Source organism: Georgenia sp. 311 (assembly GCF_006151955.1).
Lineage (GTDB): Bacteria > Actinomycetota > Actinomycetes > Actinomycetales > Actinomycetaceae > Oceanitalea > Oceanitalea wutianyii.
Window position 1 is genome coordinate 112,234 of record NZ_VDFS01000023.1, and the last position, 20,830, is coordinate 133,063.

Annotated in this window: 12 protein-coding genes; 8 read left to right on the top strand and 4 right to left on the bottom strand. The window is 75.7% G+C overall.

Annotated features, from left to right (window positions below):
- Nucleotides 1–30 precede the first annotated feature (30 nt).
- Nucleotides 31–960: a RecB family exonuclease gene (locus FHE66_RS04570; RefSeq protein ID WP_139071797.1), complete on the top strand. Its 930-nt coding sequence runs from the start codon at nt 31–33 to the stop codon at nt 958–960.
- A gap of 18 nt (nt 961–978) precedes the next feature.
- Here FHE66_RS04570 and FHE66_RS04575 read toward each other — a convergent pair whose 3' ends face one another.
- Nucleotides 979–1,695, bottom strand: coding sequence for an HAD family phosphatase (locus FHE66_RS04575; protein WP_139071798.1), 717 nt, complete (start codon nt 1,693–1,695; stop codon nt 979–981).
- A gap of 85 nt (nt 1,696–1,780) precedes the next feature.
- On the opposite strand from FHE66_RS04575, the gene FHE66_RS04580 reads away from it, so the two are divergent.
- Complete coding sequence (locus FHE66_RS04580; protein WP_139071799.1) at nt 1,781–2,659, top strand: alpha/beta fold hydrolase; 879 nt, start codon at nt 1,781–1,783, stop codon at nt 2,657–2,659.
- Here the strand turns inward: FHE66_RS04580 and FHE66_RS04585 are convergent.
- From FHE66_RS04585 to FHE66_RS04595, 3 genes are all read right to left on the bottom strand, one after another.
- Entirely contained in the window at nt 2,610–3,083 is a 474-nt protein-coding gene (locus FHE66_RS04585; RefSeq protein ID WP_139071800.1) for a hypothetical protein, read from the bottom strand. The genes FHE66_RS04580 and FHE66_RS04585 overlap by 50 nt on opposite strands.
- A gap of 25 nt (nt 3,084–3,108) precedes the next feature.
- Complete coding sequence (locus tag FHE66_RS15355) at nt 3,109–6,219, bottom strand: DUF4157 domain-containing protein (protein ID WP_218013609.1); 3,111 nt, start codon at nt 6,217–6,219, stop codon at nt 3,109–3,111.
- A gap of 82 nt (nt 6,220–6,301) precedes the next feature.
- A complete protein-coding gene (locus tag FHE66_RS04595; protein ID WP_139071801.1) occupies nt 6,302–8,209 on the bottom strand; it encodes an ATP-binding protein in 1,908 nt (635 codons plus the stop codon).
- A 177-nt stretch (nt 8,210–8,386) separates the two neighbouring features.
- On the opposite strand from FHE66_RS04595, the gene FHE66_RS04600 reads away from it, so the two are divergent.
- The 6 genes from FHE66_RS04600 (at nt 8,387) to FHE66_RS04625 (ending at nt 20,785) form a co-directional block, all read left to right on the top strand.
- The gene (locus FHE66_RS04600; protein ID WP_139071802.1) at nt 8,387–8,851 is read left to right on the top strand and encodes a septum formation family protein; all 465 of its coding nucleotides are present in this window, start codon (nt 8,387–8,389) and stop codon (nt 8,849–8,851) included.
- 18 nt (nt 8,852–8,869) lie between these two features.
- The gene (locus FHE66_RS04605; protein WP_139071803.1) at nt 8,870–9,262 is read left to right on the top strand and encodes a DUF4280 domain-containing protein; all 393 of its coding nucleotides are present in this window, start codon (nt 8,870–8,872) and stop codon (nt 9,260–9,262) included.
- A gap of 111 nt (nt 9,263–9,373) precedes the next feature.
- Nucleotides 9,374–10,030 carry a DUF4255 domain-containing protein gene (locus FHE66_RS04610; protein WP_168202673.1) on the top strand — a complete coding sequence of 219 codons (657 nt, stop codon included), beginning with the start codon at nt 9,374–9,376 and terminating at the stop codon, nt 10,028–10,030.
- 7 nt (nt 10,031–10,037) lie between these two features.
- Nucleotides 10,038–12,257: a carboxypeptidase-like regulatory domain-containing protein gene (locus tag FHE66_RS04615; RefSeq protein WP_139071805.1), complete on the top strand. Its 2,220-nt coding sequence runs from the start codon at nt 10,038–10,040 to the stop codon at nt 12,255–12,257.
- The gene (locus FHE66_RS04620; RefSeq protein ID WP_139071806.1) at nt 12,250–14,817 is read left to right on the top strand and encodes a carboxypeptidase regulatory-like domain-containing protein; all 2,568 of its coding nucleotides are present in this window, start codon (nt 12,250–12,252) and stop codon (nt 14,815–14,817) included. The genes FHE66_RS04615 and FHE66_RS04620 overlap by 8 nt, the downstream gene beginning before the upstream one ends.
- Before the next feature lie 7 nt (nt 14,818–14,824).
- Nucleotides 14,825–20,785, top strand: coding sequence for a carboxypeptidase regulatory-like domain-containing protein (locus tag FHE66_RS04625; protein ID WP_139071807.1), 5,961 nt, complete (start codon nt 14,825–14,827; stop codon nt 20,783–20,785).
- The last annotated feature ends 45 nt before the right edge of the window (nt 20,786–20,830 follow it).

The following is a 20,830-nucleotide window of genomic DNA, read 5'->3' on the forward strand; positions in this document are numbered from 1 at the left end:
AGTGTCGGAGCCTCTGCCTACAGTGGCGCCATGGCAGTGAGCAGCACAGAGACCGCGACGTCCCCGGTGGCCCTCGTGCCCTCCGCCGTCCCCCCGGCGGACGCCCCGCAGGAGCCCCGTCCGGTGGCGTTGTCGCCCTCGCGTGCCAAGGACTTCATGCAGTGCCCGCTGCTCTTCCGCTTCCGCGCCGTGGACCGGCTGCCCGAGCCGCCGAGCCCGGCCGCGGCTCGCGGCACCCTCGTCCACAGCGTCCTCGAGCGGCTCTACGACCTGCCCGCCGACCGTCGCGACCCGGCCGCGGGCGTCGAGCTGCTCGCCCCCGCCTGGGAGGACCTGCGCGCCGAGCGCCCAGACGTCGAGCAGATGTTCGGGACGCCGGAGGAGCTGCACGCCTGGCTGGTGAGCGCGCGCGAGCTCGTCGAGCGCTACTTCCAGGTGGAGAACCCGCAGCGGCTCGAGCCGGCGGAGCGCGAGAAGCTCGTCGAGGTGGAGCTCGCCTCCGGGGTGCTCCTGCGCGGCTTCGTCGACCGGCTCGACGTCGCCCCGAACGGTGCGGTGCGCGTCGTCGACTACAAGACCGGCCGCTCCCCCAAGCCGCAGTGGGCCGCCGACGCCCTGTTCCAGATGCGCTTCTACGGGCTCATCCTCTGGCGGCTCACCGGCACCCCGCCGCGCCGGCTGCAGCTCGTCTACCTCGGTGACGGACAGGTCCTCACCCTGGACCCCACGCAGGACGAGCTGCTCGCCACCGAGGAGCAGATCGAGTCGGTGTGGGGCGCCATCGCCCGCGCGGCCGAGAGCGGGCGGTTCGTGCCGCGCACCTCGCGGCTGTGCGACTGGTGCAGCTTCCGCGCCCTGTGCCCGGCGTTCGGCGGCACGCCCCCCGAGCCGCCGCAGGAGGGCCTGGACCGCCTCCTCACCGCCACCCGCCGGACGACCGTCGGCGCCGGCCTCGCCTGACGGCGGCGCTCGCCGGGGTCACATGCGGACGAGCGGGGTCCCGGCGAGGACGGACGCGAGGTCCTCGATCGTCAGGCCCTCGAGCGTGTGGACCATGCTGCGCCCGGGCGCCGGCGGGATGGGGATCATCATCGGCACGACGACGGTCGCGGCACCGGACGCCTCGGCGGAGGCGACCCCGGGGACGGAGTCCTCGAACGCGACGCAGTCACGGATGTCGACGCCGAGCATGCGGGCGGCCGTGAGGTACGGCTCGGGGTGCGGCTTGCTGTGGGTGACCTCGTCACCGGTGACGACCGCCGCGAACGTGCCCTCGGGCAGCACCTCGAGGACGGCGTCGGCCATCTCGCGGTAGGACATCGTCACGAGCGCGCACGGTATCCCCGCCTCACCGAGCGCGGTGAGCAGCTCACGGGCGCCCGGGCGCCACGGGGCGCCCTCGGTGCGGATACGGCCGGCCACCCGCCGGACGAGCTCGTCGGAGATCTCCGCCACGGTGCCCGGGACGCCGAGGTCACGCAGGAGCTCGGCGGTGTCGGCGATCGGCCTGCCGACCATCGCCAGTCCCTGCTCGTGGCTCCACGTCCCGCCGTTCTCGGTGGCCAGCTCCGTCTCGGTCGCGATCCAGTACGGCTCGGAGTCGACGATCGTGCCGTCCATGTCCCACAGCACCGCCGCCGGGTGGCCGGGGCGGCGCGTGGACGTGACGGAGGAGGGAGCGGAGGTGGTAGGCATCGTGCCCGATCCTAGTGCCGGACGTGTCCGGCCCGGCCGTGATATTCCCTTCCCCCGGGCGGCCCGCAGGGTGCAGCCTCGCACCATGGACCGACGCGAGGTCGCCCTCACCGCGGGCACCGTCGAGTACGTCGACACGGGCGGGGACGGACCCACGCTCGTCCTCCTGCACGGGGTGAACATGGACGCCACCCTCTGGCGGGACGTCGTGCGCGCCCTCGGCCCGGGCGTGCGCTGCATCTGCCCGACGCTGCCGCTCGGCAGCCACCAGCGGGCGATGGACCGGCCCGAGCTCGTCACCCACCGCGGCGTCGCGGCCCTCGTCGGGGAGCTGCTCGAGGCGCTCGACCTCACCGACGTCACGCTCGTCCTCAACGACTGGGGAGGGGCACAGCTGCTCCTGGCCGAGGGCGAGACCGCCCGCGTCGCCGCGGCCGTCCTCGTCGCCTGCGAGTCCTTCGACAACTACCCGCCCGGGCGTGCCGGCAGGGCCGTCGCGGTGGCCGCGCGGGTGCCCGCGCTGCTCTGGCTCGTCATGCAGCTCCAGCGGTTCACCTGGTTCCGCCGCGCGCCGGGCGGGTGGGGGTGGATGAGCAGGCGCCCGGTCCCCCGCGACGTCATGGACGGCTGGTTCCGGCCGGCGCGCCGCGACCGGCTCGTCCGCCGCGACCTGCGTACCTTCGCCCGCTCGACCCCGAGCCGCACCGAGCTGGAGCGGCTGTCCTGCGCGCTGAGCACGTTCGACCGTCCCGTCCTCGTCGTGTGGGCGGCGCAGGACCGCCTCATGCCGCCCGAGCACGGTCCCGCGCTGGCCCAGCTGTTCCCGCGCGGGAGGCTCGTCGTCGTCGAGGACTCCGCCACCCTCGTCCCCGTCGACCAGCCGGCGGTGCTCGCCCGGCTGCTCGCCGAGTTCGTCACTCCCAGTGGCCGGCCACCTCGGCGGGGTCCAGGCGCCCCTCGATGACCGCCTCCAGCACGGGGCCGTAGACCCGCCAGGCCCGCTCGACCTCGTCGAGCACGTTGCCGAGGAGGGCGGCGAAGACCTCCTCCGGGACGTCGACGTCGCCGATCTCCAGCCCGGCGCGCACGGACAGCGCCCCGGTGCCGAGGTCGACCTCGACGGCGGAGGTGCTCAGCCGCGTGTTGATGCGGGGCACCGCCTCGACGAGGTTGACCAGCGCCCCGGCGGGTACCAGCTGGGGCCGCACGGCGTGCAGCACGACCGAGCGGGAGGAGGACATCACCACCCCCATGACCACGTCGCCGAGGACGAATGTCTCCAGCTCCCAGTCCACCTCGACGCTCCGTCCCCGGGCCACGAGGGCCCGGACCGAGGCGGTCAGCAGGTCACTGGCCGACTCCGCGGCCTCCGGCAGGGGGTCGGTCATGGGTACTGCCTCCGGCAGTTCGACGTCAGACACTCGTACGCTCCTCTTCCTTCCATCGTTCGGCGCACACGCAGAGCAGGAACTCGCGTGCCGCCGCATCGTTCGCGGGGTTGGCGGTGTGCTTGAGGATCTCATCGGTGCTCATCGCGCCGATCCCGTCGAGGAAGGCGGTGAGCTCGGCGTCGGTCGGCTCCGCCGGCAGGACGTGCGTGCCGCACACGACGGCCGCCCCCTCGGTGTCCACGCCGCCGGTCGCGTGGGTCCACAGGACGGCGGTCCTGTTGACCGACCGGGTGGTGGCCTCCTGCCCGCGCAGCATCATCTTCAGCCGCCACGCGAGACCGCGGTGCCCCTTCGCCCCGCCGGTGGCGGCGTCGTCCATCTTGTTGCGCTTGGTGGCGAGGTCGCCGGTGGTGCGCCACGAGGCGCGGACCCCGCCGAGGAACGCGCCGGCCTTCTTCTTGTACGTGGTGTAGGCGTGCTGGGGGTCGGCCTCGGCGCCGAGGTCGTCGAGCACCGCGTTGCGGATGGTGAGGAAGCCGTCCTCCACGCCGGCGTCGGCGCCGAGGTCGGGGGCGTCCAGTGCGCGCAGCATGGCGAGGCTGATCGGCCGGCCGTCGACCTCGTAGGTGGCGAGGAACGACTGGGCGACCTGGTCCCCGCGGACGGCGCGCATGATGATGCCGTCCACCGCCATCGCCGGGTGCTTGCGCAGCTCGTTCTCCGCACCACCCTCGAGGTGGAGGACCGCGGACTCCCGCTCGGCGGTGCGCGCGATCTCGACGAGGACCTCGTCGGCCACGAAGTGGCCGAGGCTGTGCAGGGTGTCGAGCAGCTTGACCCCGGCCTGGACCGCGGCGGGGATGCCGTAGCCGCCGCCGCTGGCGACCGTGGCGATCGCCGTCGCGAGGTCGGAGACGGCCACGCCGGTGTCCCAGGACGCCTTCTCCACCTGCTTGGTGTAGCTCTGCGCGAGGCCGAGCATCGGGTGGACGAGGACGTCGACGGCGGTGGCCGCCTTGTCCCTGCTGCGGGCCTGGAAGATCGTCTCGTTCGTCTGCCCCAGCCGCAGGGACCTGTCGGCCAGGTCGATGGCGTTGCTCACGACGCCGAGGGCCGCACCGGCGATGTTGAACCCGGGGATGACCTTGCCGACGGACTCGGTGACCGACGGGGAGATCGCCTTGGCGAGGTTGGCGGTCGACCTGGCCGTGCTGTTGAGGCCCTTGAGCCCGTCGACCCCTGCCTTGGCGGCGGCCAGCGCCTTGCGGGGGTCGGGGTCCTCGTAGGCCCGCTTCGTCGCCTTGGCGAACTTGAGAGCGGACTGGACCGCGCCGGTGAGGCCGGTGACGATCTCCCGGACCGAGGTGATCCCGGCGATGACGTTGTCCTTGGTGGTCAGCGGGTCGGAGGGCTTGGACCGCTGCTTCGCGGCGACCTGCTTCTGGGCGCCGGTGATCTCGGAGTGGAGGGGGAGCTTGCTCAGGCCCTTGGCGAGCAGACCGGGCGACTCCGCCTCCGGCTTCTTCGTCTCCTCCGGGTCCTTGACGAGCGCTCCTCCGGCGGAGACGAGCAGTCCTGCCACGGTGCTCCCGGTGCCGGCGTAGCCGCCGACCGTCCCCACCGCGTCCTCCGCCCGCGTGAGGGTGTCGCGCTCGTCCGGGGCCGGGGGCTGCCGCAGCCCGAGGCGCTCGCGGGCCTGGTCGATCGCCGCGAGGTCGAGCGCCGAGCCCTGCGGGGGCCGCTTCGTGCGGATCTTGGCGACCGTCGTCGCCCACACGACGGCCTCCCCCTGGGCGGCGGCGGTGAGCGGGTCGAGCGTCGGGTCGGCCTGCATCGCGGCGTCGATGTGGCTGACGTAGCTCTCGTAGACGGCCTCGACCTCCGGCGGCAGCAGGGTGCCCATGACGGAGGCGGCGGCGGTCCTCGCGGCGGCCTCGTCGTTGACGGTCTTGCGCACGTTCGCGGCCGTGCGCGCCCGGCGTACGTCGATGACGAGTCGCTCGGCCGCGGTCTCCCGGGGCGGGCGCACGTGCTTGAGGTGCTCGGCGGGCAGGCCCTCGAGCCACGTCTCCCGGTAGGCCTGGTCGGCGATCCGCTCGTCCGTCCACGTCGGGTCCCCCGCGTGCTCCTTGACGAGGTGGCTGACGGCGGCCTTCTCGAAGCGCAGGGCGTCCTCGAACATCTGCTGGAGGACGCCGAGGTGGCTGCCGGCCTCGGCGAGCCCGGCGTGGCGCTCGACCGGGTCGCTCCACTCGGTCCCCTCGCCGTAGACGGCCGACGTCATCGCCGTCCTGCCGGCGACACCGTCCTTGCGCGACTGCTTGAGTGCGGCCCGCTCGCTCGTCTCGAGGACCTTGGAGCGCTTGACCCCGGCGCGCTCCTCCTCCTCGCGCTTCTTGCGGGCGTCCTTGTCCTGCCGCTTGCGCTCCTCCTCGATCTCGCGCGCCGCCCGCTCCGTCGGCGTCTCGCGCGGGTGCAGGACGCTGTTCTTCACCCGGGAGGCTGCCCTGCCGATCCCGCCGAACAGGCGGTGGACGCCGGGGCCCGGCTCCGAGACGACGTGCGCCAGCTCGTGGGCCAGGACCTGGCGGCCCTCCGGCGTGCCAGGGGCGAACTGTCCGGCGCCGAAGAAGATGTCGCTCCCCGTGGTGAACGCGCGGGCGGCGACCCGGGCGTTGAGTCCGGCCGCGGCGGGATCGGTGTGGACGCGCACGTGGCCCAGGCGGGTGCCGAATGCGCTCTCCATGGAGCGACGGACACCGCCGGGCAGCGGGGCGCCCCTGCCGCGGCGGCCCTCGATGGCGGCGGTGGTGGCGGCGTCGAGGTCCCCTCCCTCACGCCCGACGACGGCGCCCGGCGCTGGGGCCGCCGCGGACCGGCGCAGGTGGCCACAGCCTGCCCCGTGCCGGTGCTGCTGCGCGTCCTCCTCCCCCGCGCCGGCGTGCAGGCGTCGCAGCGCCCGGTCGGCGAGGACGTCGGCGTCGTGCTCGGCACGGTCGTCGGCCGCCCCCACCGTGAGGGCGGCCACCCCGGCGAGCGGGACGGGACGCGCCGGTCCGGCGGCCTCGGGGGTCTGCTCGGCGACGTCGAGCACGGGGGTGCGGGCGGTCTCGTGGACGCGGGACGTGCTCACGGCTGCCTCCTGTGGTCTGGTCGAGCGGGGCGTGGCTGTCAGCAGCCTCGCTGCGGTGCGGTGCGGTGCGCTACGGCAATCGCTACTGAACGAGCGGCGTGAGGGACGTCGCCGCAGCGAGCACGACGGCGGGTGGGCGCCGGCCGAGCTTGCCGTACTCCCGCACGGTCGCGCCCCCGAGGTGGGCCATGCCCACCGGCCGGTCGCGGGCGACCGCCTCGAACGTCGCGGCGAGCACGATGTTGCGGATGTCGCCGCCCGCGAGCTCGACGTGCTCGGCGAGGACGTCGAGGTCGACGGGGTCGTGCGGGTCGAGCGCGAGCGGGGCGAGGTGGTGCTCCCACAGCCGGCGCCGGGTCCCGGCGTCCGGGTCTGGGAAGTGGATCATGAAGTGCAGGCGGCGGGCGAAGGCCTGGTCGAGGTTGCCGCGCAGGTTCGTGGCGAGGACGGTGATGCCGTCGAAGGCCTCCATGCGCTGGAGGAGGTAGGCGACCTCCTGGTTGGCGTAGCGGTCCTTGGCGTCGGACACCGCCGAGCGGGAGCCGAAGACGGCGTCGGCCTCGTCGAAGAAGAGCACGCAGTTGAGCGACTCCGCCTCGGTGAAGACGCGTTCGAGGTTCTTCTCCGTCTCCCCGATGTACTTGTCGACCACAGCCGACAGGTCGACCTGGAACAGGTCCATCCCCAGGGCGTCCGCGACGACGTGCGCGGCGAGGGTCTTGCCGGTCCCGGGGCTGCCGGAGAACAGGGCCGCGATGCCGCCGCCCTTGCCGCCCTTGCCCTGGAGGTCCCCCAGGGCGAGCACGTCGTCCCGGTGCCGCGCCCAGCTGATGAGGCGCTCGACCTCGTCCCGGGCGTGCGCGGGCAGCACGAGGTCGCCGAGCGTGGCGGTCCCGCCGCCGTGCCCGGCGCGGGTGGAGCGGCCCAGCCGGCGGGCGGTCGCCGCGACGAGACCGGGCGAGAGCTGCTTCCCGCGGGCCGCCGCCTCCTCGCGGGCGGCGCGCCCGACGAGGTGGATCTGCTCGGCATCCAGGCGCAGCGCGGTGACCTCGGGACCGGGGTCGGCGCCGCCGAGCACGGTGCGCCACTCCTGGCGCCGCTGCTCGGTGGTGAGCCGGGGCGCCGTGACCACCGGCGGCAGGGAGGCGTGCCAGCGGGCGTCCCACGGGCGTGACCCGACGGCGACGACGGGGACGGGGGCGTCCGCGAGCAGGTCCATGGCCGGCGCGGCGGTCTCCGCCCCGGCGAGGACGAGCACGGCGCCGCCGAGCGCCGCCTCGAGGACCAGGCCCCGGACGGTCTGCCGCACGCCGGCGGTGTCGGCGGCGTCGGGGGCGCCGGGGCGGGTGAGGTCGGCGACGAGGCACAGCACGTCGAGCTCCAGGCAGGCGGCCACCGCGAGCGCGGTGCCGGCGGTGCCGGGCGGGGCGCTGACCCAGCAGAGTCCGGCGCCGCCGGCGAGCGAGCCCGCGAGCTCGCTCGTGCCCTCGACGGTGACCGGCAGGGCGGGCGCGAGCAGCGGGGCGAGCGCGGCGGGCACGGTGTCGTCCCCGAGCAGGTGGGCGACCACCCGGTCGGCGACGCGCAGCCGCCGTGAGAGCAGGACGTCCTCCCCGAGGACGTCGAGGAGCCCGAAGCGACGCAGTGGAGCGCGCAGGCCGAGCCGGCGGCGCGGGGCGGGCGCCAGCGTCGAGGAGCCGGTGAGCTCGAGGGCGAGAGCCACGGACGGGCGGGCGGCGCCGTCGTCGCCGGAGAGGAGACCGAGGAGCAGGTGCGCCGAGGGGTGCAGCTCGGGCGCGAGGGCGACGGCCAGGAGCCCGCTGTCCAGCCCGCCGAGGCCGAGCCGGCCGGCGACCTCCTCGAGCGGGCCGTCCACGGCGGTGAGGTCCGCGGCGTCGGCCTCGAGTGCGGCGAGCGCGGCGTGGGCGGTGGCGGGCAGGCCGGGCCGGCGCTCCAGCGCGCGCGCGAGCGCGGCGACGAGCTCCCTCATCCACTGCCTCCAGTCCCGCCCGCCCGGTGCGGCGGTTGCTCCAGCGTCCCGCCCGGCCGCCCGGGGCGGCTACGGCAATCACTACGCAAATGAGGCGGAAGTTGCGCAACAACTACTGATGAGGACGAGTCGGCCGCGCGGCTAGGTTCGACAGCGCACACGAGTGAAGGAGATGGGATGCGCAGACGCCTGGCGCCGGCCGCCGTGGCGGTACTCACGGGCGCGGCCCTCACGGGCTGCTCCCTGTTCGGGCAGGGGCCCGAGCAGGTGTCGGTGTTCGACGCCGCACCGGGTGAGTGCTTCCTCGCGCCGGAGGAGATCGTCGCCGAGCTCACCGAGATCACGCGGGTGCCGTGCGACAGCGCCCACGACCAGGAGGCCTACGCCGTCGTCGACTACGTCACCGGCGAGGGCACGGAGGGCTACCCCGGCGACGGCGCGCTCAAGGACTTCGCCGACGGCTCCTGCGCGGCGGAGTTCGCCGGCTACGTCGGCGTGGACTACCGCGACTCGAGCCTCTTCCTCACCTACCTCCTGCCCTCCGCGCGCAGCTGGGAGCAGGACGGGGACCGGGAGGTCACGTGCTTCGTCACGACGACCGGCGAGCCACTGACCGCCACCGTGCGGGACAGCGCGCTGTGACCGTCGAGGGGCGCTGACATGGGCCGTCCAGCCGCCGTCTCCACCGCCATGCTCCAGTGCAGCATGGGCCTGTCCCCCGCCCCGCTCAACGTGCTGCCGGTCTCGCGCGTGCTCGTCGAGGGCCGCCCTGCGGCCACCGTGACCGACTCCGTCCCGCTGGTCAACATCCTGCCCTTCGGCATGTGCAGCTCTCCCTCCAACCCGATGGTCGCCGCCGCGACGGCCGCGGCGCTCGGCGTGCTCACCCCGATGCCCTGCGTCCCGGCCACCGGCACGCCGTGGACGGGCGGGGCGGCGGCGACCACGGTCGCCGGCAGTCCGGCGCTCACCGCCGGTGCCACGTGTGCGTGCGCCTACGGCGGGGTCGTCCAGATCCTCAACCCGGGAGCGGTCCGCACCACAGAGGCCTGAGGTTCGGTAGCGATTACCGATGCCCGTCCCGGCCGCCCGTTCCTACGCTCGCTCTCGCCATCGTCCTGCCCTGTCGTGCGCCCAGGGCCCGCGCCCTCCAGGAGATCCCACGTGCTCATTCCCACGGTCGAGGACGGCCTCGAGGCGCTCCTGCGCGCCACGCTGCCGCTGCCCGAGGAGGTCGGCGACGTCTCCTTCGAGGCGCCGTCGGGCGCGTGGTCGGCGCAGGTCAACCGGGTCACGGTCAACCTCTTCCTCTACGCCGTCGCACGCAGCCCGCTGCCCCCGCTGCCACCGGCGGCGCGCAGCGGCCCCGGCGGCACCGAGCGGCGCCCCTCGCTCCCGCTCGTCCAGCTGTCCTACCTCGTGAGCGCGTGGGCGGGCAGCACCCGCGACGAGCACCAGCTCCTGGGTGACGTGCTCACCCGGTTCCTCTCCCACCAGACCGTCCCCGCGGCGCACCTGCCGGCCACGCTCACCTCCTCGGTCCAGCTCTCCCTGGCGAGCGACGAGGTCAACCGTCCGCGCGAGCTGTGGGCGGCGCTGGGCAGCAACCACCGCGCGGCGTTCACCCTCGTCGTCACGATGGCCAGCGACGCCTTCGGCTGGCAGCCCGCCGCCACCGGCGTCTCCTCGGTCGAGGGCCTCGCCGCCCCCGTCCCGCACCGCCCCGCGACGGCGCGCGACGCCGCCGCGGAGGCCGCCGGCCCGGTGCGCCGCTCGGGTGGCGGCCTGGTCCGCTCCGCGCTCACCGAGGGGCGGTCGTGACGCCCGCATGAGAGCACTGAGCACCACCGACGTCCTGCGCGTCCAGCCCGGTGAGACCGGGGAGGTCCCCGTCGACGTCGTCAACACCGGCGCCGTCATCGACGCGATCTCCGCCCGGGTCCTCGGGCTGCCGGCCGACCACGTGACGACCAGCCCGCCCGTCCTCGCGCTCTTCCCCGACGCGACCGGCCGGATCGACGTGCGGATCACGGTCCCCGACACCTTCCCGGCGGGCACCCACCCGGTGACGGTGGAGGTCGACGGGCAGGCACCCGGCTCGGTGCCCGCCCACCACGACCTCGACGTCGTCGTCGGCGCACGACCCGCGCTCTCCCTCGCCGCGGTGCCCTCGGCCGTCCGCGCCGGGCGCCGCGCGGGCTTCGAGCTCGCGGTGCGCAACACCGGGAACGTGCCGCTCGACGTCGCGCTGCGCGCCACGGACACCGACCGCAGCGTCGAGTCGCGGATCACGCCCTCCGCGGTCCACGTCGAGCCCGGCGCGGTCGCCGCGTGCGCCGTCCAGGTGCGCGGTCCGCGCCACCTGCTCGGCTCGGACGTCGAGCGGCCGCTGCGGGTCACCGCGACCGCCGAGGGGGTCGAGCAGCACGTCGCGCTCACCTTCACCCAGCGGCCCGCCGTCGGGCGCGGCCTGCTCACGGCACTCGTCCTGCTCGGCATCATCGCGGTCTGGGCGGGCATCTTCCTCCTCGGCATCCTCGGCATGCTCGGCACCGACCCGATGACCCGCACGGCCCCCGCGTCCTTCTTCGCCGCCACGGGGCAGGACGGCGCGGGTGGCTCGGACGCCCCCGCCGGTGCCGTCGCCAAGGACGGGCTGCTGCCGGCCGGTGTCGGCGGCTCGCTCACGGGCACGGTCGTCGGCGACACCGACGGCGTGGGCCTGGGGCGCATCACCACCGAGGCGTGGCGCCACGGCCGCGACGGCCTCGTGCTCGTCGGGTCGGCCGCGACCCAGGCCGACGGCAGCTTCGAGATCGCCGGCCTGTTCCCCGGCGGCTACCTCCTGCGGGTGGCGGCCGACGGCTACGACGAGGTCTGGTACCCCGCGGCGCCCGACGCCGCGGGGGCCGACACGGTCACCGCCGAGGCGCAGACGGTGACCGGCGGGCTCGACGTCGCGCTCGTCGGGCACCCCGGTGAGATCGCGGGCACAGTCGACGTCGGGGACACGACCCAGCCGGTGGAGACCACCGTGCGGGCGGTCGCCACGTGGACCGAGGAGGGTGAGGAGGTCGTCGTCGAGACCACCGCCGGGCCGGACGGCGCGTACGTGCTGCCGCAGCTGCCCGCCCCGGGCACCTACGAGCTCACGTTCACCGCCGAGGGGTACGCCCCGACGACCATCACCGAGCGCATCACCGGCGGCCAGCAGCGCTTCGCCCAGCACGTGCGCCTCGCGGCGGGCGCCGGGCAGATCAGCGGCACCGTGACCGACGGCGTGCTGCCGCTCGGCGGCGTCACGGTCCGCACGACGGTCGCGGACGCCGAGGTCGTCGTCGGCACCCCGACCGTCGGCCAGGTCGGCACCTTCGTCGTCCCCGGCCTGCCGACACCGGGCACCTACGTCCTCACCTTCGACCTCGAGGGCTACACGAGCGCGAGCGCCGTCGTCGACCTCACGGCCGGACAGTCCCACACCGACCTCACCGTCGTGCTGCGCGGCGGCGCCGGCACCGTGACCGGCCGCGTCACCCTGCCCACCGGCGCCGGCCTGGGCGGCGTCGCCGTGACCGCCGGCGGGGCCGAGACCACCCTCGCCGCGACGACCCTCACCGCCGGCGACGTCGGCAGCTTCACCCTCAGCGGCCTGGCCCCGGGCACCTACACCCTCACCTTCACCCACCCCGGCTACCGCTCGGTCTCGGTCCCGGTCGACCTCACGGACGGCCCACCCGCCCCGGTCGCCGTCACCCTCCACCCCGCCACCGGGCGGATCGAGGGCATCGTGACCGACGGTGGCCGGGGTGCCGTCGGCGTCGACGTCACCGCCACCGACGGGCGCACCACCCGGACCACGACGACGACCACGCGCCCGCCGTCCTCACCCGGCGGTGCCAACACGCCGGGCTACTACCTCTTCGCCGACCTGCCCGCAGGGACCTACACCGTCTCGGTGGCGATCGACGGGCGCGTGGAGAGCACCGGTGTCGTGCGGGTCACGGCCGGCGCGACCGCCTCGCGCAACCTCGCCCTGGCGGGTGGCTGACGTGCGCGTGGAGCTCGAGCCCCGCCGGCTGACCGCCGGCACCGGGGAGCCGGTCATCGTCACGGTCACCAACACCGGTGACGTCATCGGCGGGTACGCGGTGCGCGTCCTCGGCGCGGACCCGGCGTGGGTGCGCCTGAGCGACCCCGAGCCGCGGCTGTTCCCAGGGGAGTCGACGACGGTCGCCCTCGAGCTGCGCCTGCCGCCGGGGCTGCCCGCGGGTGAGCGCCGGCTGGCCGTCCAGGTCCGGGAGGTCACCGGCGAGCAGGCGATCGCCATCGAGGAGCTCGTCGTCGACGTCGCGGGCGCACCGCGCCTCGGCGTGCGCCTCGAGCCCGGCACCGTGACCGGCGGGCGGCGGGCCGCCTACGGCGTCGTCGTGGAGAACACCGGCAACACCCTGGTGGACGCCGCGATCGTGGGCACCGACCCCGAGCACCGGCTCGACTTCCACCTCGAGCCCCCGCGGCTACGGCTGGCCCCCGGCGAGCACCTCACCGCCACCCTCACCGTCAGCGGCAAGCGGCGGCTGCTCGGCTCCCCCGTGGCACGGGCCTTCGAGCTGCGCGCCGACGAGCGCGCCCAGCCCGCCCCGCGCAGGCGGCGCGACGCCCCACCCGGGGACGCCGCCCGCGCCGTCACCCAGCCCGACACCCCTCCCGCGGCGATGGGCGTGTTCGTCCAGCGGCCGGTACTGTCCCGCGCCTCGGTCAGCCTGGCAGGGCTGCTCCTCGCGGTGACGGTCTTCGCCCTCGTCATCGTCACCGCCCTCAACACCGTCGCCGCCCGCTCGGCCGCCGACCGCGACCTCGCCCTCCAGGTCTCCCAGGCCCGCGAGCAGGTAGCGACCACCGGCACCTCCTCGCTGTCCGGGCTCGCCCTGCTGCTCTCCAGCGGGGAGCCGGTGGCCGGCGTGTCCGTCGAGGCCTTCGACGTGACTGACACCTCCGCGCCCGTGGCCACGACCGCCTCGGGAGAGACCGGGGCGTGGGCCGTCTCCTCGCTGCCCGCCGGCAGCTACAAGCTCCGCTTCCGCGGCGCCGGCTTCGACGAGGTCTGGTACCCCGCAGCGGCGACGGACGCGGAGGCCGCGTCCGTCGAGGTCGGCCCCGGGGAGAGCGCCGCCGGCCTGGCCGTCCTCCTCGGCGGGGTCCCGGCGACCGTCGGCGGCACCGTGAGCGGCGACGACGTCGCGGGCGCCACCGCCACCCTCGAGCTGCCGCTCGACTCCCCCGCCCTCCTCGGACAGCTCGGCGCGAGCGAGGACACCGGCGCCGGGCGGGTGCGCGGCGCCGTCGTGCGCACCGTCCCGGTCGGGTCCGACGGCGCCTTCGAGCTCGCCGACATCCCCTCCCCCGCCGTCTACGACGTCGTCGTCGCCAAGCCGGGCTACAGCGAGCAGGTGCAGCGGGTCGACGTGGCCGCCGGGGAGGACCGCACCGACCTGCAGCTCCAGCTCCTCGACGGCGACGGCGCGATCACCGGCCGCGTCACGGGGGCCGCCGGCCCGCTCGGCGGGGCGACGGTGACCGCGACCTCCGGCGAGGTCACCGCCCGCACGGTCTCCCTCACCGAGGGCGAGGTCGGCTCCTTCACGCTGCGCGGCCTGCCCACGCCGGGCACCTTCACCGTCATCGTCACCGCCGAGGGCCACGCCCCCGCCACCCTCAGCCTCAACCTCGGCGCCGGCCAGCAGCTCGACGGCGTCGCCGCCACCCTCGGTGCCGCCGCGGGCTCCCTCGGCGGCACCGTGACCGCGCCCGACGGCGGCGGCGGGGTGAACGTCACCGTCACCGACGGGTCGAGCACCCGCCAGACCGTCACCCAGTCCACCGACCCCGTGGGCAGCTGGTCGGTGGCAGGGCTACGCATCCCCTCCACGTACACGGTGACCTTCACCCGGGCCGACCTCGCCTCCCAGGTGGTCTCGGTGAGCATCGACGGCTTCGGCAACGTCACCGCCGGCGCACCGGCGCCCGACCGCGTGGATGCGGTGATGCGCTCGGCCACGGGCGTGCTCACCGGCACCGTCTCCCAGTACCGCGACGCGGCCGCCGGCTCCGCCGCACCGGCGGGAAACGTCCGCGTCACCGCGACGTCCGGGACGAACGAGTACTCGGTGACGACGGCGTCGACCCCGGCCGACGCCGTCGGCACCTACGTCCTGGAGGACCTCGTCCCCGGCACCTACACGGTGACCTTCTCCCGCCGGGGCACGGCGCCGACGTCGCAGATCGTCACGGTCGGGGCGAGCCAACGGCTGCGGATCGACCCCGTGCTCGTGGCGCCCGCGTCGATCTCCGGCCGCGTCTCGCTCGCCGGCGAGGCCGCCGAGGGCGCCGTCGTCCACCTCTACCTCGCCTCCCAGTACGGCACCGCCGCACCACCGGTGGCCACGACGACCGCGCGCGGGGGCCGGTACGCGTTCGCCGACGTCGACGCACCGGCGCACTACATCGTCGAGCTGCGCCGCTCCCCCACCGGCGCGCCACTCGTGACCTCGGCGCCGGTCACCCTCGGCGCGAGCGAGGCCGCCACCGCCGACCTGACCACCCCGTGAGGCACCGTTGAGCACCTACCTCCCCACCAGCGCCCCGACCGTCACGGTCGTGCCCGGCGCGCACGCGCCCGCCGGGCAGGCCGCCACCGTGCGGGTCCACGTGCGCAACCTCGCCGACGGTCCGCGCGACCTCACGGTGACCGCGCTCGGGATCGACTGGCTCCCCGCGCCCGTCCGCGTGGCCGACGTCGCCTCCGACGCGACTGTCACCGTCGAGCTCGCCGTCCCGGTCGGTGCGGGCGCCGTCCCCGGCGACTACCCGTTCGCGCTCGCGGTCGAGGCCCACCGGCCGGGCGGGCGGCCCACCGCGCGGACGGTCACGGAGGGCAGCCTGCGCGTCGACGCCCCGAGCGAGGTCGTGCTCAGCGTCGAGCCCGCCGAGACGCGCGCCGTGCGCCGCCGCACCGTCTCCGTCGTCGTCGCCAACGGCGGCGACGTCCCCGTCCCGCTGGAGATGGGCGGCACGACCGAGCGCGGGCTGAGCCTGCACCTCGACCGCCGGCACGTCACCGTCCCGGCGCACGGCACCGTCCGGGTGCCGGCGCGGCTGTCCGTCCGGCGCCCGCGCGTCGTCGGGCACCACAACCGGCTCGCGTTCACCGTGACCGCGCGCGGGCGCCAGGCGCCGGCCCGCGTCCACGGCACGCTGACCTCGCGCCCCCTGCTCACGTCCGGGGTCCTGCGGGTGTTCTCCGTCGTCACGGCGCTGGCCGTGTGGGCCGGCGCGCTCGGCCTCGGCGTGCCGTGGGTCGCCGAGCAGGTCGCCGGCCCCGACCAGGCCGACGTCGTCGCCGGGGGCACCGGGGACGACGTCGGCGGCGACGGCGCGACGGGCACCGGCGACGGCGGGGCGGACGACCTGCTTGACGACGGGGCCGGGGCCCCCGAGGGCGTGCGCATCGGCGGCACGGTCACCGGCTCCGACCCCGCCGGGGTGCGCGTCGACATCGCCCCCGCGTCGCTGCTCGACCAGCAGACCGGCACCGTCCCGGCCACGACCGGCGCCCCGCCGGCGGGTGCCGCGGGTGCGACCGGCGGCGGGCCGCTCGGCACCTCCGTCCCCCTCTTGCGCGCTGCCCGGCCCCCGGCGGACCCGGCCGGCAAGGTGCCCTCGGGCGCCCTGCCCGTCACGCGGACCGAGCCGCTGGACGCCACCCGCAGCACCTCCACCCACGAGGACGGCACCTGGGCCTTCGCCGGCCTGCCCGCCACCCAGAACTACCTCATCACCCTGTCCAAGCCGGGCTACCAGACCCAGCGCTTCGTCATGTCCGGGGCCGAGGCCGCCGCCGGGCTCGAGGTCGAGCTCGTGGCCGGCGCGGGCCGGCTCTCCGGCACCACCACTGGCCCCGGCGGCCACCCCGTCGGCGGCGTGGACATCACCATCACCGACGGCACGACCACCATCACGACCAGCACGAACACGACCGGCGACGTCGGCGCCTGGGCGGTCGAGGGCCTGTCCACCCCGAGCACCTACCTCGTCACCGCCAGCGGCAACGGGCTCGGCACCGAGGCCGCGCTCGTCCCGCTCGCGGCAGCGGGCGCCGAGCGCGTGGACCTCGCGCTGGACACCGCCGTCAGCACCCTCACCGGCGTCGTCACCGGCCCCGACTCCCTCGGTGCCGTCGGCGGGCTCGGCGGGATCACGGTGACCGCCACCGACGGCACCACCACCCGCACCGCCTCCACCGCCACCGGCGACCTCTCCGGGCGGTACGTCCTCGCCGACCTGCCGGTGCCCGGGCGGTACACCGTCACCGTCACCGGGGACGGGTACGCGTCCCACACCCGCGAGGTGGAGCTCGGCCACGGCGCCGCGACCACCGTCGACGTGCGCCTCGGCGTCTCCTCCGGCGTCGTCCAGGGCACCGTCGCCGCCCCCGACGGCGTCGGCCTGGGTGGCGCCGGCCTCACCCTGCGCGGGGACTCCGGCACGTACAAGACGATGAGCGCGTCCGACGCGCGCGGCTCCTTCCGGTTCAACGGCATCGCCCCCGGCGACTACGTGCTCCAGGCCGAGCTCTTCGGCCACCTCACCGGTCTGGCCCCGGTCACCGTCGCGGCGGGCGGGGCGGCGTCGGCCGACCTCGTCCTCACCCCGGTGGCCGACGAGGGCCTGCTCGACACGGCCCGCGTCCAGGGTGCGGTGTCCGACGCGAGCACGAACGGCCAGATCGAGTGCCCGGCCGGGACGGATCCGGAGGACTGCGTCGTCACCGTGACGACCCGCGCGCAGACCCTCGACGGCACCACCCGCACCGTCACGGTGACCGTGGCGCCGGACCTGCCCTACACCCTGCCGCCGGCGGACCAGCCGGGGCTGCTGCCGGGCTTGTACCAGGTCGACGTCTCGGCCCCGGGCTACGAGCCGGGGCGGGTGACCGTCCAGGTACCCATGGGCGAGACGGTCCAGGCCAACCCCGTGGCCCTCTACCGCTCGCCGTCCGTCACGGGTGTCGTCTCCACGCGGGTCGGCATGGTCCCCGACGGCACCTGCGTCCTCGCCGTCCCCGGCACCGGCGCCGCCGCCGACGCCGACTGCACGGTCGACTCCGGCGGCGTGTGCACGGTCTCCGGGGCCACGCTCCCCGCCGGGGCGCGTTGCGCCGGCCTGGCCACGAACGGGTCCTACACCCTCGAGCAGCTGAGCTCGGGCTCCTGGTCGGTGGCCGTGCGGCCCCCTGACGGCAGCGAGTACCTGCCGGTGGCCGCGGTGAGTCTCGTGCTTGAGCCGGGCGAGCTGCGCCGGTACGACGCCACGCTCAACCGCCTGGGCCGCGTCGACCTCACCGTGCTCTACGACCGCGGTGGCGGCGTCCTGGAGCCGGCGGCCGGTGCCGCGGTCACGCCGGTGCGCCTCGCCGGCGACACCCCGGACGCGGTGACCACCGGCCCCACCGGGCTGGCCGGCCTCACCCACCTCACGCCGGGCAGCTACCGCCTCGAGGTCGCCTACACGCCGCCGGGCAGCGGCCGTACCTACACGGGGGCCACGCCGGTGCTCACCGTCGGGCTCAACCAGGAGGTCACCCGCCAGCTCGTCCTCACGGGCGGCACCGGCTACGCGGTCGACGGGGCGGTCTTCACCAACCTCGGGGCGGGCGGCACACCGCCGGTGGCGGGTGTGTCCGTCTCGGTCAACGGCATCACCGGCTACGCGGGCCTCGTCCCGGTCCGCGAGACGGTGACGATGACCACCGGCGCGGCGGGCCAGTTCGAGGTGGTGGCGGAGGACGGCTCCCCCGACGTCCCGGGCGACCCGACCGGCCGGATGACCTTCGTCAGCGACCGCGTCTCGATCACCGTCGAGGACCCGCTCGGACGCTACGCCCCGCTGAGCCTGACCGACGTGGCGATCACCGAGCCCGCCGTGACACTCGAGCTCGAGCCGCTCGGCCGGCCGGTCGAGATCCTCGTCGACGGCGTCGCGGACGCCGACCGCGCCAACCTCGCGCTCACGGTCACGCAGGCGCCGCCCGGTGCCCAGCGCGCCCGGGTCGCGACGAACGGCTCCGGCGCGGCCACGACCTACGTCTGGCACGACGACCTCGCCCAGCCCTTCGCGGTCCCCGGCGAGTACGGCCGGGGCACGCTCATCCGGCCCGGTCTCTACACGATCACCCCCGAGCTGGGCGGCTACGAGACCAACCCCGTGCAGGTGCTCGTCGCCCCGCGCGGCGAGGGCGTGACCGACCCCGTGAGGATCACGGTCTCGCTCGCGCAGTACGGCCAGCTCGTCGTCGAGGTGGTGCAGACCGGCTCGTGCGCCGACGGAGGGTGCACCCGGGTGCTCGACCCGGTCGTCACGCTCATGCGCCCCCAGGAGGGCGACCGGACCGCCCGGGCGGTGGTCGGCACCAACCGGGTGAACTTCGGTCCCGTGGCACCGGGCACCTACGAGGTCTACGTCCAGGCCGCCGGGCACGAGTTCACGGTCTCGACCATCACCGTGGCCCCGGCCCAGGCCGAGCCGGTCCCCGTGGAGGTCCGGCGCCTGGGCACCATCTCCGGCACCGTGCGGAGCACCGGCGGCGATTCGCTCGCGGGCGTGACGGTGAGCGCCCGGCCACCCGACGGCGGCGAGCCGTTCCTCGCCACGACGGACACGACGGGCTCGTTCCGCATCACGGGCACCGACTCCCGCGAGGGGCTGCGTGAGTCCGACCAGCCCTGGGTGCTCACCTTCGCGGCCGCCGGGTACGTGAGCGACACGGGCGCCTCCCAGCCCAACCGGGTCGAGGTGCTCGTCTCGGAGGGCTCCTCCCCCGCGCCCCTCGACGTCGCCCTGGCGCCGCTCCCGGTGGACGTCTACGTCGACGTCTACGACCCCGACGCCGCCGCCGACGGCCTGGTCGAGGGCCTGAGCGTCACCCTCCTCCAGGGCTCGCGGCGGTACACCGGGGCCGACCTCGACTCCCCCGACGGCCGGTACTACTTCGCCGACGTCGTCCCGGGCGTCTACACGGTGAGCGTGACCGGCGGCGACTACGCCCCGCTCGTCACGACGATCACCGTCCCCGCGAGCGGTGAGGCGACGTCGGTGAGCCTGTCCATCGCCTCCCGGCGCAACACGGTGACGGGCACGATCATGGGCCAGGCCGGCGGTGGGGCCGCCGCACCGGTCGGCGGGGCCACGGTCACGCTCCAGTCCGCGTCGGGCGACACCGAGACGGTGGAGACCGGGAGCAGCGGCGCCGGGGCGGGCCGGTTCACCTTCGACGGCGTCCCCGACGGCGAGTACGTCCTCACCGCCGAGCACCCCTCCTTCGGCCCGGCCGCGAGCCGGTCGGTGAAGGTCGAGCGCGGGCAGGTCCTCACCGTGGACATCGTCCTGTACGCCGCCGCCCGGCAGGTCGAGGTGACGGTGCGCTCGGTCAACGGCTTCGACCTCACCGGCATGCTCGTGCGCCTGGAGCCGCCGGGCGGCCCGGCCGGCTCCCTCGCCCCGCAGCCCGTCGCCCGGGCCACCGACGGCACCTACCGCACGGTCTTCAACCAGGTCCCGCCGGTGAGCGGCGGAGGACCGGACTGGGAGGCGGTCGCCTCCGGCCCGGTGGGCCACCTCGGCACGCACCGGGCGAGCATCTCGGGCACGACGGCGACGATCGACGTCCGCGAGGTCCGCCTGCGGGTCTCGGCGACGGCCGACGGGCCGGAGCCCCCGGCCACCCTCGGGGTGACCGTCCGCTCGACCGGGGACACGCCCGGTACCGAGCTCAGCGTCGGCGTGGGCGGGACGCAGGAGTCGGTGTACCTGCCCGCCGGGAGCCGCTACACCGTCACGGCCACCGCCGTGCCGGGCTGGACCCTCGCCAGCCCGACCGTCGAGGTCGACGCGACCGGCCCGGCCTCCGAGGCCGTCGCCGCCTTCCGGCTGACGAGCGACACCCCGGTCGTCCTGCCCGCCGTCACGACGACGACGGTCGCGGCCGACCGCGCCACGGTGACCACCGGCGGGTCCGTCACCCTCACCGCCCGGGTGGCATCGTCCCCGCCGGCGGCGGGCGGGACGGTGACGTTCGTCCACAACGGCCGGGCGCTGGGGCCCGTCGCGCTCACCTCGGGCACGGCCACCGCCGTCGTCCCCGGCCTCACCGCCGGGATCCACGAGTTCTCCGCGACGTACTCCGGCGCCACGGGCTTCGCGCCCTCGGCGACGGCGGCCTCGGCGTTCGTCCTCGCGGCCGACCCGGGGACGGCGCCGTCGAGCGTCGCGCTCTCCGCGGCAGCCGGCGCCGGCTCCGTGACCTTCACGGTGACCCCGGACGTCCCGGGCGTCGTACGCGTCGTCGTCACCGGGCCTGCCGGCACGGTGCTCGAGGCCGACGCCTCCGGGCCCGTCAGCCTCACGTGGACGGCGGCGCCCGGGACCTACAGCGCCTACGCCCAGCTCTTCCCGCGGGACCCCGGCCGCGCCCCGAGCACGTCCTCCCCGGTGCCCTTCACGGTCCTGGCGGAGCCCTGACGCCTCGGTGTGGACTTCTGGACCTGTGAGGTCCAGAAGTCCACA

Bases quoted from the DNA above. Each gene is read 5' to 3' on its own strand.
- FHE66_RS04605 (WP_139071803.1), top strand. From the start codon at position 8,870: ATGGGCCGTCCAGCCGCCGTCTCCACCGCCATGCTCCAGTGCAGCATG.
- FHE66_RS04585 (WP_139071800.1), bottom strand. From the start codon at position 3,083: ATGACCGACCCCCTGCCGGAGGCCGCGGAGTCGGCCAGTGACCTGCTG.
- FHE66_RS04615 (WP_139071805.1), top strand. From the start codon at position 10,038: ATGAGAGCACTGAGCACCACCGACGTCCTGCGCGTCCAGCCCGGTGAG.
- FHE66_RS04580 (WP_139071799.1), top strand. From the start codon at position 1,781: ATGGACCGACGCGAGGTCGCCCTCACCGCGGGCACCGTCGAGTACGTC.
- FHE66_RS04570 (WP_139071797.1), top strand. From the start codon at position 31: ATGGCAGTGAGCAGCACAGAGACCGCGACGTCCCCGGTGGCCCTCGTG.
- FHE66_RS04595 (WP_139071801.1), bottom strand. From the start codon at position 8,209: ATGAGGGAGCTCGTCGCCGCGCTCGCGCGCGCGCTGGAGCGCCGGCCC.
- FHE66_RS04600 (WP_139071802.1), top strand. From the start codon at position 8,387: ATGCGCAGACGCCTGGCGCCGGCCGCCGTGGCGGTACTCACGGGCGCG.
- FHE66_RS04575 (WP_139071798.1), bottom strand. From the start codon at position 1,695: ATGCCTACCACCTCCGCTCCCTCCTCCGTCACGTCCACGCGCCGCCCC.